At 65.7% G+C, this 14,216-nt stretch carries 15 protein-coding genes and 3 tRNA genes; 9 read left to right on the top strand and 9 right to left on the bottom strand.

All coding sequences use genetic code 11. The features are described 5' to 3' along the window. Window positions 1-27 precede the first annotated feature (27 nt). Both ACM1PE_RS18735 and ACM1PE_RS18730 read left to right on the top strand, forming a co-directional pair. A tRNA-Arg gene (locus ACM1PE_RS18735) sits at window positions 28-104 on the top strand. A gap of 138 nt (window positions 105-242) precedes the next feature. After that, window positions 243-319, top strand: a tRNA-Arg gene (locus tag ACM1PE_RS18730). Window positions 320-399: 80 nt separating this feature from the next. Here ACM1PE_RS18730 and ACM1PE_RS18725 read toward each other — a convergent pair. The 3 genes from ACM1PE_RS18725 to ACM1PE_RS18715 form a co-directional block, all read right to left on the bottom strand. Next, window positions 400-1,176 (bottom strand): hypothetical protein, encoded by a 777-nt coding sequence (locus tag ACM1PE_RS18725; protein WP_059372074.1) that lies wholly within the window; start codon window positions 1,174-1,176, stop codon window positions 400-402. A gap of 98 nt (window positions 1,177-1,274) precedes the next feature. After that, on the bottom strand, window positions 1,275-2,717 hold the full coding sequence (locus ACM1PE_RS18720; RefSeq protein WP_419340656.1) for a DUF1254 domain-containing protein: 1,443 nt from the start codon (window positions 2,715-2,717) through the stop codon (window positions 1,275-1,277). Window positions 2,718-2,798: 81 nt separating this feature from the next. Beyond that, the gene (locus ACM1PE_RS18715) at window positions 2,799-3,488 is read right to left on the bottom strand and encodes a DUF3313 domain-containing protein (RefSeq protein ID WP_306636526.1); all 690 of its coding nucleotides are present in this window, start codon (window positions 3,486-3,488) and stop codon (window positions 2,799-2,801) included. 335 nt (window positions 3,489-3,823) lie between these two features. On the opposite strand from ACM1PE_RS18715, the gene ACM1PE_RS18710 reads away from it, so the two are divergent. After that, window positions 3,824-3,900, top strand: a tRNA-Arg gene (locus tag ACM1PE_RS18710). 94 nt (window positions 3,901-3,994) lie between these two features. On the opposite strand, the gene ACM1PE_RS18705 is transcribed toward ACM1PE_RS18710, so the two are convergent. The 4 genes from ACM1PE_RS18705 to ACM1PE_RS18690 all read right to left on the bottom strand — a co-directional run bounded on the left by ACM1PE_RS18705 (window position 3,995) and on the right by ACM1PE_RS18690 (window position 6,310). Beyond that, on the bottom strand, window positions 3,995-4,225 hold the full coding sequence (locus ACM1PE_RS18705; RefSeq protein ID WP_251881982.1) for a DUF3079 domain-containing protein: 231 nt from the start codon (window positions 4,223-4,225) through the stop codon (window positions 3,995-3,997). 212 nt (window positions 4,226-4,437) lie between these two features. Beyond that, window positions 4,438-4,665, bottom strand: coding sequence for a hypothetical protein (locus tag ACM1PE_RS18700; RefSeq protein ID WP_054453154.1), 228 nt, complete (start codon window positions 4,663-4,665; stop codon window positions 4,438-4,440). A 120-nt stretch (window positions 4,666-4,785) separates the two neighbouring features. Further along, a complete protein-coding gene (locus tag ACM1PE_RS18695; RefSeq protein ID WP_059372818.1) occupies window positions 4,786-5,388 on the bottom strand; it encodes a helix-turn-helix domain-containing protein in 603 nt (200 codons plus the stop codon). Window positions 5,389-5,497: 109 nt separating this feature from the next. Next, window positions 5,498-6,310, bottom strand: a complete 813-nt coding sequence (locus tag ACM1PE_RS18690; RefSeq protein ID WP_419340655.1) for an SIR2 family NAD-dependent protein deacylase — start codon at window positions 6,308-6,310, stop codon at window positions 5,498-5,500. 167 nt (window positions 6,311-6,477) lie between these two features. On the opposite strand from ACM1PE_RS18690, the gene ACM1PE_RS18685 reads away from it, so the two are divergent. Together ACM1PE_RS18685 and ACM1PE_RS18680 are read left to right on the top strand one after the other, a co-directional pair. Beyond that, the gene (locus ACM1PE_RS18685) at window positions 6,478-7,104 is read left to right on the top strand and encodes a cysteine dioxygenase (protein WP_419340654.1); all 627 of its coding nucleotides are present in this window, start codon (window positions 6,478-6,480) and stop codon (window positions 7,102-7,104) included. A 61-nt stretch (window positions 7,105-7,165) separates the two neighbouring features. Beyond that, a complete protein-coding gene (locus ACM1PE_RS18680) occupies window positions 7,166-7,930 on the top strand; it encodes an IclR family transcriptional regulator (protein ID WP_118933688.1) in 765 nt (254 codons plus the stop codon). Here the strand turns inward: ACM1PE_RS18680 and ACM1PE_RS18675 are convergent. Together ACM1PE_RS18675 and ACM1PE_RS18670 are read right to left on the bottom strand one after the other, a co-directional pair. Beyond that, window positions 7,839-9,479 (bottom strand): FAD/NAD(P)-binding protein, encoded by a 1,641-nt coding sequence (locus tag ACM1PE_RS18675; protein WP_419340653.1) that lies wholly within the window; start codon window positions 9,477-9,479, stop codon window positions 7,839-7,841. The two genes, ACM1PE_RS18680 and ACM1PE_RS18675, sit on opposite strands and share 92 nt — an antisense overlap. Then, window positions 9,476-10,444: a tripartite tricarboxylate transporter substrate binding protein gene (locus ACM1PE_RS18670; protein ID WP_419340652.1), complete on the bottom strand. Its 969-nt coding sequence runs from the start codon at window positions 10,442-10,444 to the stop codon at window positions 9,476-9,478. The genes ACM1PE_RS18675 and ACM1PE_RS18670 overlap by 4 nt, the downstream gene beginning before the upstream one ends. 284 nt (window positions 10,445-10,728) lie before the next feature. On the opposite strand from ACM1PE_RS18670, the gene ACM1PE_RS18665 reads away from it, so the two are divergent. Genes ACM1PE_RS18665 through ACM1PE_RS18650 form a run of 4 tightly spaced genes read left to right on the top strand, consistent with a single transcriptional unit; the run spans window position 10,729 to window position 14,209 of the window. After that, window positions 10,729-11,898 carry a CaiB/BaiF CoA transferase family protein gene (locus tag ACM1PE_RS18665; protein ID WP_419340651.1) on the top strand — a complete coding sequence of 390 codons (1,170 nt, stop codon included), beginning with the start codon at window positions 10,729-10,731 and terminating at the stop codon, window positions 11,896-11,898. Then, window positions 11,895-12,617, top strand: coding sequence for an enoyl-CoA hydratase/isomerase family protein (locus ACM1PE_RS18660; protein ID WP_419340650.1), 723 nt, complete (start codon window positions 11,895-11,897; stop codon window positions 12,615-12,617). Before ACM1PE_RS18665 ends, ACM1PE_RS18660 begins: the two co-directional genes overlap by 4 nt. Before the next feature lie 31 nt (window positions 12,618-12,648). After that, window positions 12,649-13,482 carry a CoA transferase subunit A gene (locus ACM1PE_RS18655; RefSeq protein WP_059372125.1) on the top strand — a complete coding sequence of 278 codons (834 nt, stop codon included), beginning with the start codon at window positions 12,649-12,651 and terminating at the stop codon, window positions 13,480-13,482. Further along, a complete protein-coding gene (locus ACM1PE_RS18650) occupies window positions 13,475-14,209 on the top strand; it encodes a CoA-transferase subunit beta (protein WP_059372127.1) in 735 nt (244 codons plus the stop codon). The genes ACM1PE_RS18655 and ACM1PE_RS18650 overlap by 8 nt, the downstream gene beginning before the upstream one ends. Window positions 14,210-14,216: the final 7 nt, after the last annotated feature.

The raw sequence follows: 14,216 nt of genomic DNA, 5'->3' as shown, positions 1-14,216 counted from the left end.
ATTCAAGGCTTGCTTTTAAACGCAAATGCGCCCGTAGCTCAGCTGGATAGAGTACCTGGCTACGAACCAGGGGGTCGTAGGTTCGAATCCTGCCGGGCGCGCCAAGTTTGATTCCGCATTGGTTTTAATCAATCGTTGTTGAGTTGAACAACGAGACTGAATGTCCCGTCTGAATTGCAAAAAGCAGCAAGAGTAGTAAAAACGGCAAGATTTTTCTGATATAATTTTGCCTCTTTGCCGGAGCGCCCGTAGCTCAGCTGGATAGAGTACCTGGCTACGAACCAGGGGGTCGTAGGTTCGAATCCTGCCGGGCGCGCCAAGTTCACTTGGCCAATACAGCAAAGAAAATGGAAAGGCCTTTGATCTTCGATCGAAGGCCTTTTTGTTTTGCGCCGCCATCTAGAAGCGGATCGTCAGGCCCGCCATGGGTCCTTGCAGCACGGCGTCGAACTTGAAACCGCCGCTGCTGTAGTCCACGCCCAGTGCGCGATAGCCTATCGCCGCCGAGACATTCTTGCTGAAGTTGTAGCCGAGGCCCAGGCCCACATCCCAATCCGCCTCGGCGCCGCCCGCGCCGATCAGGCCCCAGCCGGTGATGTAGTACTTCGAACTCAGCATGTAGTTTCCGCGCACGCCCACCAGGCCGTCGACCCACGTGGCGCCGTCGCTGCGCGTTCTGCCGTCCAGGTGCGCGCCCTTGAGCGTGATGTCGGTGTCGACCGACCAGACGCGCAAGCCTGCGACAACGTCGAGTTGATGCGGTGAGTTTTCCAGCAAGGAATAACCGACCCCGAGCAGTCCCGCGAACGTGGAGGCTTTCACGTCCGCGCTGGAGGCCAGGATGCCGCGCGGCGTATCCCCCTGCGTGCCGATCTTGGTGTAGATCAGGTCGCCGAACACGCTGTAGCGTCCTTTGCGCGCATCGCCGATGAGCATGGCGCCGAAGTCGAGGTTGTCGAACAATTTGTCGAAGCCCGCGTGGATATCGATGACGGGCGACCGTGATTGGGATGTCTTGCCGGACAGACCGGCAGCCCAGAAGTAGGGCGTGACCGAGAACTGCCATTCGTTCGAAGGCAGGGTCCCCGCTGCGGGAGCAGGCTCCGCTTCGGCGCCCAGCGCGGTCCCGGCTTGCAGCAGCCCGCAGACCAGGCAGCCCGTGATTTTCTTTTTCATTGCAAACCCTCCCCAAACTGCAGGCGTGACCAAGCGCATCCATCACGCCTGCGGTGAGCGCAAAGCCGGCCAAGGGCCGGTGCGACGCAACCCAGGTGTCAGGTGACCCGCCTTACCGGAGGGATGGTCCAGGAGCCGTCGATGATGGACGGGTTGCTTTCGTTGGGCCAGTAAAGACGCATCATCAGGATGAATGGGCCCTTGGGCGCAGGCAGCCAGTTCGACTCCATGTCTGGGCCGGGCGATTCATGCTGTATGAGCAGGTCGATCGAGCCGTCGGGCTTGGCCTTCAGGGGCTGGCGCGCGCTGATCGAGTAGCGGTTCAGCGGGTTGTCGACGAAGAAGTAGCGCGCGTCATACATCGTCAGCGACCAGAAGCCGGAGACTGGCGGCGTAAGCCCTTTCTTGAAGGTCAGCACGTACTTCTCCGAGCCGTTGTAGGTGCGTCTGACGGCGCCGGTGTCTGACTTCAGGGAAGTGGGATAAATGGCGTCCTGCGGGCGGTTGGCGCCCAGGCCGATCGCGGTGATCAGGGCGCGCTGGACGTAGTTGGTGCCGTAGATGCCCGTCTTGGTCGTGTAGCCCCAGCCATCGACGTCCTGGATGTCGCCGCCGCTGGACTTGAAGTGCGTCATGATGCGTCCGAAGCCCACCTGCGGGACCCGCTTCGCGATGTCGGGGTCGAGCTGGCTCTTGTCGAAGTCCTGCCCCGGCACGATGCCTATCGCGGCCATCTTCGCGACGATGGCTGCGTCGGCGGCGTTGGGCGGATTGCGCTTGAGCAACTGCGCGAACAAGGTGAAGTACTCGACCGCGTCCATGTTGTTGACCTGCTCGCGTACCGCGGTCTTCATGTCTATGGCGGGGTCGACCTTGCCCGCGGGCGGGGTCCAGTCCTTGCCCCATGCGCTCAAGGGGCAGAGCTTCACTTCGTCCTGCAGCTTGTGCACTTGCGCATAATCTTCCGGCGTGCCGGTGCAGTAGATGCGGCCCAGCAGCCAGACGATGCTGGTGGGGGATTTGTACTGGACCATGCCTTGCGGAATCGAGCCCTCCCATCCGGGGCCGCTGACCATGAAGGTTTGCGCTCCCGTGCCGGTGGTGCGCTTGCCGGGCACGTCGAACACCGTCGTCCAGCCGTCCAGCATCGGAAACAGGGCATAGCGTCCGTTCATGTCGGGCAGGCTGACGACCCAGGGCTCGTCGCCGACATCAAAGAAAGAAGTGGTGTAGAGCGTGTCGGCGTTAGGCGCGGTCACGTCGCGGAACTTGGCGTCGGGGTACTGGCGCAGCTTGATGAGATTCCCCATTGGCGCCCGCGTGCCCCTGGGTTCCGCGACGTTGGTGATGACTCTTCTGGTCATCTCCATGGTCACCAGGGGGTAGGCGTAGATGTAGACATCGGTTGCCAAGCCGAACTGCTCGTCGCCTTCGGGCAGATCGGCGATCAGACCATCGGCGGCCCGGGCGACTGCGCCCAGGGCGCTGGTGGCGAGCAGAGCAAGGCCACCTGCGTTCAATGTGCGGCGTGTTAGCTTCATGGGATCACTCCAACGGACTTATGGGTTGAAAAGCACGAAGTGCCGCGGCGCAGGCCAGGCCGTGCCGCGTGATGCCTTGCTCTAGCGTGGTCGGACGTACTTGCCGATTTCCCGGGCCGCGCCGGCGGTCCATTCATCGATCAGGGGTTGCAGCTTGGACAGGCGAACGCCGCCCGCGCCCTGGGTGGCGTTGGTGACTTTCTCGCCCGTGCCGCCCCGCACTGACGCATATAGCAATTCGTCCGACATGCTGTCCGTGACCCGGGACTCGATGGCGACGCTGGCGTTGCGCGCCATGCCTCCTTCCAGGGCGGCGCGGGCTTCGGTCATGACCAACGCGACGGGGATGTATTGATAGGCCCGCAGCGCCTGCTCCGAGGTTCCCACCGCGGTGATGGCGATGCGTATATGGGCGACGCCAGGCCCGGCGCGATCGACCAGCCTCACCTGTTCGCCGACCTTGCGCCGCAGCGTTTCGTCGACCGCTACGCGTATCTCCGTGAGGGTCTCCATGGAAACGTCCGCGGTTGGCCGAGGTTCCGGGTAATACTCGATGGGATCGAGCCAGACTGCCGTATAGCGCGATGGGTTGAAGTCGGGATTCAGGTAGACCAGGCGGGTCCCGCCATCGGGGGCGGGGGCCTGGTGCAGCATCGAGTAATCCGGCAGAAAGCCGGACTCTGTCGTTTTGGGAGCGGTGGAACAGCCTGTGGCCAGGATCGCGGCAGCGAGGCTCAGAACAAGCGCGCCCGAGGAATTCTTGATGTCCATGCAAGTTCCTTCTGACAGACAGGGGGCAGGAGAGCCCCGACTGCAGGCGTCGGCGAGAGGTCCCGTGCAAGAGCTGCTTTCCGCTCGTGGGCGCATTTTTTGACCTATATGCACAGGAAACCAATTATTTTTCCAAGCGTGAAATTTCGCAACGCGGACGAGTGAACCGGGTTTTCTGAACTATTCCCTTTGTGCGCGTTTTGTGGAAGGAGTCGCGTGACCGAGGCGGGGCACGCGTCCCGGGATCGCGATTCGGGCGCAGCGCGGGTGCGGGCTTCGGGCGGCCTGATTTGCGCACCCTTTATTTTTCATGGTATAAACACGCCTCTTTCGGAGCGCCCGTAGCTCAGCTGGATAGAGTACCTGGCTACGAACCAGGGGGTCGTAGGTTCGAATCCTGCCGGGCGCGCCAAGCTTCTTGCTTGGATGAAATCGAAAGAAAACGGAAAGGCCTTTGATCTTCGATCGAAGGCCTTTTTGTTTTGCGGCGCGGATTGCGTCGCGCGTCAGTGCGTCGGGGCTGGCTCCGCGGCTCGGACCTGGTCCCGGGTCTTGTCATCTTCGTCGTCGAATCCCCAGTCTCCGACCGTGTACCAATCGTCTCCCAGCGTCTCTGCGGGGTGCATGGTGCGGCCGGAGCCGTTGCCGCAGGCCATCGAGTCGGTGGCGCAATAGCGGTCGCAGCCCCAGCATATGCGTTCGGGGTGCTTCGGGTGCAAGGGAAACTTCTTGGCCATGCTGGATGCCTGCTGATGGAGGGCGCCGCGACGGCAGCGCCATTCTTTTCAGATATATGTCCAGCGTACTGCCGGGCGTGCGCGGAATTCCTTGATCTGGCGCAAGCGCCACGCCTGCGGCCCGACGCGCGCAGTGTCGCGCGTCGGGCCGCGGCTTTGAGGAATGCGGGAGGAGGGAGCGCCGCCCGGCCAGGCGCGGCGGCCCCGTGCGCCTAGTGGCGTCGTCGGTCCACCGCCGTCAAGGAGGTGCCGCTCTTGAGCAGCTGGTAGGTCTGTCCGCCCAGCCACGCGACTTTTTCGCCTGTGCTGGTGCGGCATACGCAATGCGTCTTCGGATCGAAGCGCGAGGTACCCAGCGCGGAATACGCGTCGGGGTCCGAGACGAAGCGTTCAATGCGGTAGAGCGTGCCGTCCGGCGCGGTGGCGAGGACGTCGGTCAATCGTCTTGCGGTGCCGAGCATATGCGATACCTCCATGCGCGGGCCATTGGATATACGGCGCCAAAGTCGTTCGGGCATTTCAGTATGCCAGGGCGGGAAGCTTGATGTTCCCGCGTCAGGCTAATGAAGGTGCCCTCCAAACAATGAATCGTCGAGCTGGTCGGGAGTGACGCCCAGGGCTTCGGATACGCGGTCCAGGATAACCTGCCTGGGCCGCGGGCGCGGCCGTTCCAGTTCGATATAGATGGAGTGGTCCACTCCTAGCCGTGCAGCCATATCAGCGGTGCTGATATTGAGATGCTCGCGCCAGGCGCGTATCAGGCTCCAGTCGTTGCCGGTTTTTAGATTGACGACAGCTAATGGTAAATGACTCTGCCCCTGCGCGGGTGTTCTGTGCGGGGCGGATTTTCTGCGGGGGTCGTGCAGGCTGCTCTTGGCGGCAGCGCTCTTGCGGGAATCGGCCCGAGGCGTGGTGGTGGCGGCTTCGGCGGTGAAAATGGCGCCGCCATTCAATTGGCGATATTGGTTGTCGCCGATCCAGTGTAGGGCTTCGCCGTTGTCGAGCATGCACTCGCAGTCCAGGTGATAGTTGCTGGGCATGCTCTCGAGTTGGGCGATGGTTTCCGCGGTCGTGGCGTGGCGCACCACACGGTGCAAGACACCGTCCGGCGAGCGCACAAAGACGTCGGGAAGTCTCCAGGAAAACGGAATGATAATCTCCACGGCCAAACCTATCCCGCCAATGTATCCCGGGGTGCGGGTGGTGGGATTTGGGGTTTCCCCTCGCCTGACTTGAGTCGATGATTGTGCGCCACATCAGACCCCGACATCTTCACGAATCTTCACTGCGCGCAGCGCTGTAATCGGTGGGGCCGAAGCCCGCGTCCGCAAGCAACCTGGGCATGATCGCTGCGGCCGCGCCGCGTACGTTGTGGTGTGCGTGCGCGTCCAGCGGCGTGGCGGCCGGATTGATCTGCGCCACGGTTGCGCCGTGGCGCAGTGCGCGTTGCGGCAGTTCTGCCGCGGGGTAGACCAGCGCCGATGTGCCTATGCTCAGCAGCAGGTCGCATTGCTCGACGGCCTGCATGGCTTTGTCCCACTCATCATGCGGCAGGCTTTCTCCGAACCACACGACGCCGGGCCGTACCGGCGCGCCGCAATGCGTGCACGCTGGCGGATCGATGCGCCTTCCTTGCCCGGGTTCGTCGGGGAACGCCTGCGCAAAGGCATGGGCGGCGCCGCAGGCCGAGCAGCGCGGCGCGTGCAGGCTGCCGTGCAGGTGCGCGACATGGAGGCTGCCGGCACGTTCATGCAGATCGTCGACGTTCTGCGTGACCACGAGCAGCTCGGGCACGTGCCGCGCCAGTTCCGCGATGGCGCGATGCGCGGCGTTCGGCGCGGCGCGGAGGGCCTGCGCGCGGCGCCATTCGTACCAGCCCCAAACGAGGTCGGGGTGGGAGCGGAACGCTTCGGGCGTGGCGAGAGCCTGTGCGTCGAAGCGCGACCACAGGCCTGTCAGCGCATCTCGGAAGGTGGCGATGCCGCTTTCGGCGGAGACGCCGGCGCCCGTGAAGACGACGACGCGCCGCGCCTGGCGCAGCGTCTGCGCCAGCGCGGGGGGAATATCGTGATGCGTGTTTTTCATTTTCAATCTTGAAGCCAGTCCGATACGCTGCACGCGCGGGCCTGGGCCTGTCAAGAAAAGCCAGGCGCGATTACCCGGGCGGAAGCAGGGGCAAGGATGCGTGTCCATCCTGAATCGTGGATACTGTTTTTTCAATCTGGGATTTCCAGAGTTCACGGAGAGACGCAATGCCCGAATCTCAAGGCGGCCTGGACAGGCTGCGCCGCTTCATCGCCGCCGCGACCCGGCTGGCCACGCCCACGGGCCTGGCGCAGACGCCGGAGCTGCAGGCCGCATTCACAGACCTGGTGCGCCATGACGATTGGCTGCCCGAGGCCTGTACCGCGCCCCATCCTCAGTACTACCAGCAATATCTGCTGCACTGCGATCCGCTGGAGCGCTTTTCGCTCGTGAGTTTCGTGTGGGGGCCGGGCCAGTTCACGCCGGTGCATGATCACGAGGTCTGGGGTTATGTGGGCATGCTGCGCGGGGCGGAGGTCAACCAGCGCTATGTTCGCGGCGAAGACGGCAGCGTTACGCCGGCGGGCGCCGCGACCACCTTGCAGCCGGGCGACGTGGAGCGCCTGTCGCCGGCCGAAGGGGATATCCACCGCGTGTCCAACGCCCACGCCGACCGCGTGTCGATCAGCGTGCATCTCTACGGCGGCAACATCGGCGCCGTGTCGCGCCACGTATATGACCCGGCGACGGGGCAGGCCAAGCCTTTCGTGTCCGGCTATTCATCGCCCAGCCTGCCCAACCTGTGGGACCGCTCGGAAGCCGTGCGCGCGGCCATTGCCGGGGGCGCACGCTAGGGTCTGTTCGCGCGCGGCGTCCCATGCTATTTTCTTGTCCTAAATATTAGGAAAATAAACAATGGACAAGACGCTGCTCAAAGGTCTGATGGTGCTGGAGGCGGTGACCGACGTGGATAATCCGCCGCGCACCATCGACGCGCTCGCCGCCCGCGTCGGGCTGACCCGCAGCAACACGCACCGCACCTTGCAGACGCTGATCCATGCGGGCTACGTGACCAAGGACGATGACGGCGGCGGCTATCGCGGCGCGGTACGGCTGTTCGAGCTGGCGGCGCGTCAGCTGGCCCAGCTGGACGTGCGCAAGCTGGCCGCGCCCTACATGCGCACGCTGGCCGACCAGACCGGCGAAACCGTGCACCTGTCGGTGCTCGACGGCTTCGACGTGGTCTACGTGGACAAGATCGACAGCCCCCAGCCCATACGCGCCTATTCCATGGTGGGCGGACGCGCGCCGGCCTATGCCGTCGCCACCGGCAAGGCCTTGCTCGCCTACCAGGCGGAAGGCTACGTCGAGCGCTATGCCGACAAGCTCGTGCGCCACACGTCCTCGACCATCGTGTCCATGCCGCTTTTGAAGGACGAACTGCGCAAGATCGCCCGCACCGGCTACGCGGTCAACCGGGGCGAATGGCGCGAAGGCGTGGGCGGGCTGGCCGTGACCTTGTTCAACAGCCTGGACCAGCCCGTGGCCGCGATAGGCATCTCCGGCCCGCTGGACCGTCTGAGCGCCGCTAGGATGAAGCAGCTGGCGCCGGACGTGGCTGCCTGTGCCCAGTCCATCTCGCAAGGGATGGGCTATCGCCGGGGCTATCTGGATCAGTAGCGGACCGCGCCAGCGCCGCGCCGATGCGCTGCGCCTGGCCGCGAGCCAGCCGCGCATTCACGTCCATGGACGTGGTCCAGAAATACGTGCCGCCCGCCAAGCTGCCCAGCACCGAGATATCCGGCTCGATCCCGCCTGCGGCGTTCTTGAGGCATCCCGTGGCATAGTCCAGCGCCAGGCCGCCATGGGGATCGGGCTGCGCATGGCCCTCGCGCAATAGCGCGGACACCAGCGGATCTTGCGTGCTTGCGGTGTCCACCGAGAAGCTGGTGGCATTGATCAGATAGCGGCTGGCATGGGTGGACACGGCGCCCGCCGCGTCGCGCAAGCGCGTGTGGAACAGGCCGCTGGCGCTGTCGTGGCGGCTGTCCAGATAACCGCCGCTGACCTGCAACTGGCCATTCTGGAGCAGGGCTTGCAGCTTCAGCGCGTTGCGCATCGGAAAGGTGGCGCGCCGCGCCATCCATAGCGAACGCCATTGCGATTGGAAGCGGCCGCGTTCGGCGTCCGGCATGAGATGCCAGATCAGGTCCACGGCGGCATTGGTTGCGGCCGCCACCGCCTGCCAGGGGCGCGCGGCTTGTTCGGACCGCCGTATTTCGTCGTCCAGCGCGGCGCGGGCCTCGCCCTCCAACCCGAACACGTCAGCGGCTGCCAGACTGCCGTCCAGCGCCTGCACTTCTTCCCGCAGCGCCGCAGCAATGGCCTCGAGCGAGAGGGCCCCGCCGTGCGCGGCGGCCAGGCGCGCAACGCCCTCCGGACTCAAGCGGCGCAGTGCGTCCGGAGCGCGATTGTGCGGACTGCGCACCGACGGCAGCCGGCCATTGCGCGACGCGCACAGGATGGGGCCGCGATGCGCCGCTTGCCGCAAGGCTGCGATGGCGTCCACGGCGCTCAGGCTGGTGCCGATGATGCAGACCGGGGCGTCGGCGGCGATACCGCGCGTCAGCGCCTGGACCGGGTAAGGGCTGTTGAAGTAGCCGGGCGCATCGCGCAATTCCGGAAAGGCCTGCGAGGGCAGGTTGCCGTTGCACAGCACGGCGTAACGCGCCAGGCAGGGCTGACCCGATTCCGGTTCGACCCGCGCGCCGCGGCCAGGCAGCGGCGCCACGCGTCGGACACGGCTGCGCACGTGTGTGAGCGTGACGCCCTGTGCGCGCGCGAGCTCGCAAGCTCGCGCATAGACTGCGCGCATGTAGGCGCCGAACAATGGCCGCGGCAGGAAGTCCGCCGGCGCTATCGAGTCCGCGCCTTGCGCGCGCAGCCAGGCGGGATCCTGGGCGCGCAGCCAGTCCACGAAATCCATCCTGTGGTCGGCCCGCGCCGACATGTTGCCGGCGGGGATATTGAGCAGGTTGCTGGGGAGATCCTCCTGGTAGGCCTCGCCCGCGCCCGGCTCGGCCTGCGGCTCGAACAGCGCGATCGTCGGCGCTCGGCCGCCGCCCGGTTCCAGGGACAGCAGGAATTGATACAGGAAGCTGACGGCCACCGAGCCGCCGCCGACGATGGCCAGGTCCGCCGCGGGCGGTGTCGTGCCGGGCGCCGTCATTTGGCCGCCGACAAACGCACGACGTCGGCCCAGCGGGCGACTTCCTGTTTGAGCACGCGGCTGGTGTCGGCAGGAGTGGTGGCCACGGCGTCGGCGCCCAGCTTCTGCGCGGCTTGCTGCACGGAAGCCGTGGCAGCCGCCTTCTGCATGCCGGCCGAGAGCTTGTCCACCACGGCGGGCGGCGTGCCCGCGGGAGCTAGCAGCGCGTAGGTGGTCGCGACCGAGTAGTCCTTTACGCCCTGCTCGGCGAGCGTGGGGAGGTCTGGCAGCGCCGTGGCGCGCGTGGCGGTGGTGACGCCGAGCAGACGGATCTTGCCGGTTGCGACCTGCGGCAGCAGCGCCGGCAGCGTTTCGATCACCATGTCGATTTGGCCGCCCAGCAGATCGGTGATGGCGGGCCCGCTGCCACGGTACGGCACATGCATGAGCCGCGTGCCGGTCACGACCTGGAAGAGTTCGCCCGCCATGTGTTGGGACGTGCCGGGGCCGGCCGAGCCGAAGGTGATGGTGCCGGGCTTGCTCTTGGCCAGGGCGATCAGCTCCTGCACGTTCTTCGCGGGAATCTTGTTGCTGTTCACCGCCACGGCCATGGGCATGCTGGTCGCCATGGACACGCCGACGAAGGCGGTGCCGAAGTCGTAGCCGGGCTTGTCCGGCATGGCCGCGTGGATCGCGTGGCTACCCACGGCGCCCATTAGCAGGGTGTAGCCGTCGGCGGCCGACTTGGCCACATACTCAGCGCCGATTTCGCCGCCCGCACCCGCCTTGTTTTCCACCACCACGCTCTGCCCCAGGTAGTCGCCCAGGTGCTGCGCGTAGATGCGCGCGGCCGCGTCCGTCGCGCCGCCGGGCGGGAAGGGGACCACCATGCGCACGGGTTTCGCCGGCCAGTTGTCGGCCGCGGCCGCGCCGCCTGCCAAAGCCAGCACCATGCCTGTCAGGGCAATGCGCCACATTTTCTTCATGGAAGTCTCCTTGGTGTCGGTGCGGGCCGTCATATGCCGCGTCGCGGCCCTTTATGAAAATCCTAAAATATAGGACTCGAGTTTCAATAAATGGTTTACTTAGAATTCCACACGGTGCTATGCTGGTCAACAATTAAGCACGCTACTTAGGGAATGCACTAGGATTCGCGCTAAAAATCGCAAACACACGCTAGAGATGGGCTGGATGATGCCAGTCTTGAAGGCCAACTCTTATAATGTTTTCTTTGTCCCAAATATTGAATTTTCATAACGAGAGGTCAGACATGACACCCAGTTCGGCGCTGGCCGGCATCACGGTGCTGGAGATTTGCAATGTTGCGGCGGGGCCTTTTTGCGGCATGCTGTTGGCGGACATGGGCGCCGACGTGATCAAGATCGAGAACCCCGAAGGCGGCGATACGCTGCGCAGCTGGCCACCCATTTCCGACGGCTACAGCGAGAACTTCGCGTCCCTCAACCGCAACAAGCGTTCGGTGACGTTGAACCTGAAGGACCCCGGCGACCTGGCTCTGGCGCGCGAACTCGCGCTGTCCGCCGACGTGCTGATCGAGAACAACCGGCCGGGCGTGATGGACCGCCTGGGCCTGGGCTATGCGCAGCTGCGCCAGGCCAATCCCAGACTGGTCTATTGCTCGATCTCGGCCTACGGCCAGTCGGGGCCCCGTTCGCAGGAAGGCGGCTTCGACCTGACCATCCAGGCCATGAGCGGCATCATGAGCGTGACCGGCGAAGCGGGCGGCGAACCCGTGAAGTGCGGCGTGCCGGTGGCGGACTTTTCGGCCGGCCTGTACGGCGCCTTCGCCATTGCGTCGGCCTTGCGCGCGGCCCAGGCCAGCGGGCAGGGTACGCATATCGACGTACCCATGCTGGGCGCCACCCTGGGCATCGCGGCTCTGCAGACTTCGGAGTTCTTCGGCAGCGGCAAGGATCCCGTCAAGCTGGGATCGGCCCATCCGCGCAATGCGCCCTACCAGGCGTTCCGCTGCAAGGGCGGCTACTTCGGCATGGCGGCGGGCAACCAGGCCTTGTGGAAGGGCGTATGCGCAACGGTAGGCCGCGAGGATCTGTTGGCCGACCCGCGCTTCACCGACACCAGCGCCCGCGCCCGCAACCAGACAGCGCTGCGCGAGATCCTGGAAGCGATCTTCGAAGCCGAGGACGCGCAGACCTGGCTGGCGCGTTTCCGTGCGGCCGGCGTGCCGTGCGCGCCCATCAACACCTATTCAGAGGTGCTGGCCGACCCGCAGGTGGAGCACATGGGCTGGGTGCAGCCCGTGGATCTGCCCAACGGCGTGCGCACGCGCACGTTTGGCCTGCCGGTGCGCTTCGACGGCCAGACCACGGCCTTGCGCCGCCGTCCGCCCGCCCTGGGCGAACACAACGATGAAGTGCTGGGCGCGCTGCGCGCCGCCAGGAAGGGGACGGCGGCATGAGCGAGGTCCTGCGCATCGACAAACAGGGCGCGGCGCACGTGTTGACGCTGACGCGGCCCGACAAGATGAATGCGCTGTCGGCGCCGCTGGTGGAGGCGCTGATTGCCGCATTGGATGCGGCCGAGGCTGGCGGCGCCCAGCTCATCGTCTTGAAGGGCGAGGGCAGGAACTTCAGCGCGGGCTTCGACTTCGGCGGCTGGCAGGAGCAGAGCGAAGGCGATCTGCTGCTGCGCTTCGTGCGCATCGAGATGCTGCTGCAGCGGCTGGCGGCCTCGCCGTGCCTCACGCTGGGGCTGGCGCATGGCCGTAACTTCGGCGCGGGCGTGGACCTGTTCGGCGCCTGCAAGTGGCGGGTCAGCGCGTCCGACGCCACGTTCCGCATGCCTGGGCTGAAGTTTGGCCTGGTGCTGGGGACGCGCCGTTACGCAGCCTTGGTCGGCGCCGAGCGGGCGCGCGCGGTGCTGGAGCAGGCGGCCACATTCAGCGCAGAAGAAGCCTTGCGCGACGGCTTCGCGAGCCGCCTTGCCGACGTGCAGGACTGGCCGGCCGTCGAGCGCGAGGCGTTGGACGCTGCATCTGCTCTCAGCTGCGCGAGCCGTGTCCAGCTGTATGCGGCGCTGTCCTCGGAGGCGCCGGATATCGATCTTGCCCGCCTGGTGCGCTCTGCCGCACTGCCGGGCCTGAAGGAACGGGTGGCGGCCTATCTGCAGGCGCGTTGACCGAAGAAGAACACGCAGGGAAGGAGACATCATGGCATCGGGTTTCAATCAGAAGAACAAGCAGTGCTCGCTGGCGGAGCTGGCGGCGCTGGTGCCCAACGGCGCGTCGATCGCATTGGGCGGCAGCTTCCTGCACCGCGGACCGTTCGCCTTCGTGCGCGAACTGATCCGGCAGGGTCGGCGCGACCTGGAACTGGTCAAGCAGTCGCCGGGCTACGACGTGGACATCCTGTGCCGCGCGGGCGTGCTGCGCCGCGTGCGCGCGGGCATCGTCGCCATGGAAGGGAACTTCGGCCTGGCGCCCTGGTACCGCAAGGCGGTCGAGCGGCGCGAGATCGAGCTGGAAGAACACGCCTGCGCCAGCCTCACGGCCGGCCTGCGGGCGGCGGCGTTTGGCGTGCCGTTCCAGCCTTGCGGCGGCCTGCATGGTAGTGGCCTGCCGGAGCTGAACGGCTGGAAGTGCCTGGACGATCCGTATGGCAGCGGGCAGAAGACCTGGGTGGTGCCGGCGATCCGGCCGGACTTCGCCGTGATTCATGCTTCGGAGGTGGACGCGCTGGGCAATGTGCGCGTGCACGGCACGGCGCATTGGGACCGCATCATGTCGCGCGCCGCGGGCAGCGTGCTGGTGGTGGCCGAGAAGGTGGTCGACAGCGCGGTGTTCGAGGCCAATCCGGAATCCACGCTGGTGCCGTTCTTCATGGTGCAGGCCTATGCCGTCGCGCCGCAGGGCGCATGGCCGGGATCCTGCTGGCCGGACTACGCCATCGATTATCCAGCGGTGGAAGCGTACATGGACAAACACAGCGATCTGCAGGCGCACCTGGCTGCGGCGCCCGAAGCGCGGGAGGTGCAGCATGGCTGAGCAATGGTCGGGCTTTTCGTACATCGTCACCAATCTGGCGCGCTTCATCCGGCCGGACGAGATCACTTTCAGCGGCGTGAATTCCACCCTGCCGATGCTGGCCTGCCTGCTGGCCAAGCGCGCCTACGATTGGGACTTCGTCTACATCAACGTCGCCGGCGGCGTGAACCCGCTGCCCTCGCATGTGCCGATCTCCAGTTCCGATCCGGTGCTGGCCGAGCACACCGCGTCGATCTTCTCCAACGAAGACTTCTACGATCTGTGCACGCGCGGCCGCATGGACCTGACCTTCCTGGGCGCGGCGCAGATCGACGGCGAAGGCTGCGCCAACAATTCCTGCATCGGCGACTGGCACGAGCCCAAGGTGCGCTTGCCGGGCGGCGGGGGCGGCGCGGTGATGCTGCCCACCGCCAGGCGCGCCTGCACCTGGCGCACCGAGCACTCGCGGCGCACCTTCGTGCCCAAGCTGGACTTCATGACGTCCTGGGGCGGATTTCATGGCGTGGTCACGCCGATCGCCGTGTTCGTCAAGCGCGACGGGCGGCTGGCTTTGCAGTCATGGCACCCGGAATCCAGCCTGTCTGAAGTGCGCGAGCGCACGGGTTTCGAATTCGACGCCAGCGGCGCCGAGCCGTCCGCGCTGCCGACGGCGGCCGAGATGCGCGCCTTGCGCGAGCTGGATCCCGATGGGCAGTTTGAACGCGACGCCGCCGTCGCGCTGCGCTAGGAGCTTG

Source organism: Achromobacter sp. PD1 (assembly GCF_048541815.1).
GTDB classification, from domain to species: Bacteria; Pseudomonadota; Gammaproteobacteria; order Burkholderiales; family Burkholderiaceae_B; genus Achromobacter; species Achromobacter bronchisepticus_A.
This window is presented reverse-complemented; position numbering and strand designations above follow the sequence as displayed.

Coding starts and splice junctions, on each gene's coding strand:
- ACM1PE_RS18685 (WP_419340654.1), top strand. CDS start 6,478: ATGCCCGAATCTCAAGGCGGCCTGGACAGGCTGCGCCGCTTCATCGCC.
- ACM1PE_RS18675 (WP_419340653.1), bottom strand. CDS start 9,479: ATGACGGCGCCCGGCACGACACCGCCCGCGGCGGACCTGGCCATCGTC.
- ACM1PE_RS18670 (WP_419340652.1), bottom strand. CDS start 10,444: ATGAAGAAAATGTGGCGCATTGCCCTGACAGGCATGGTGCTGGCTTTG.
- ACM1PE_RS18720 (WP_419340656.1), bottom strand. CDS start 2,717: ATGAAGCTAACACGCCGCACATTGAACGCAGGTGGCCTTGCTCTGCTC.
- ACM1PE_RS18715 (WP_306636526.1), bottom strand. CDS start 3,488: ATGGACATCAAGAATTCCTCGGGCGCGCTTGTTCTGAGCCTCGCTGCC.
- ACM1PE_RS18665 (WP_419340651.1), top strand. CDS start 10,729: ATGACACCCAGTTCGGCGCTGGCCGGCATCACGGTGCTGGAGATTTGC.
- ACM1PE_RS18660 (WP_419340650.1), top strand. CDS start 11,895: ATGAGCGAGGTCCTGCGCATCGACAAACAGGGCGCGGCGCACGTGTTG.
- ACM1PE_RS18690 (WP_419340655.1), bottom strand. CDS start 6,310: ATGAAAAACACGCATCACGATATTCCCCCCGCGCTGGCGCAGACGCTG.
- ACM1PE_RS18650 (WP_059372127.1), top strand. CDS start 13,475: ATGGCTGAGCAATGGTCGGGCTTTTCGTACATCGTCACCAATCTGGCG.
- ACM1PE_RS18725 (WP_059372074.1), bottom strand. CDS start 1,176: ATGAAAAAGAAAATCACGGGCTGCCTGGTCTGCGGGCTGCTGCAAGCC.
- ACM1PE_RS18705 (WP_251881982.1), bottom strand. CDS start 4,225: ATGGCCAAGAAGTTTCCCTTGCACCCGAAGCACCCCGAACGCATATGC.
- ACM1PE_RS18680 (WP_118933688.1), top strand. CDS start 7,166: ATGGACAAGACGCTGCTCAAAGGTCTGATGGTGCTGGAGGCGGTGACC.
- ACM1PE_RS18655 (WP_059372125.1), top strand. CDS start 12,649: ATGGCATCGGGTTTCAATCAGAAGAACAAGCAGTGCTCGCTGGCGGAG.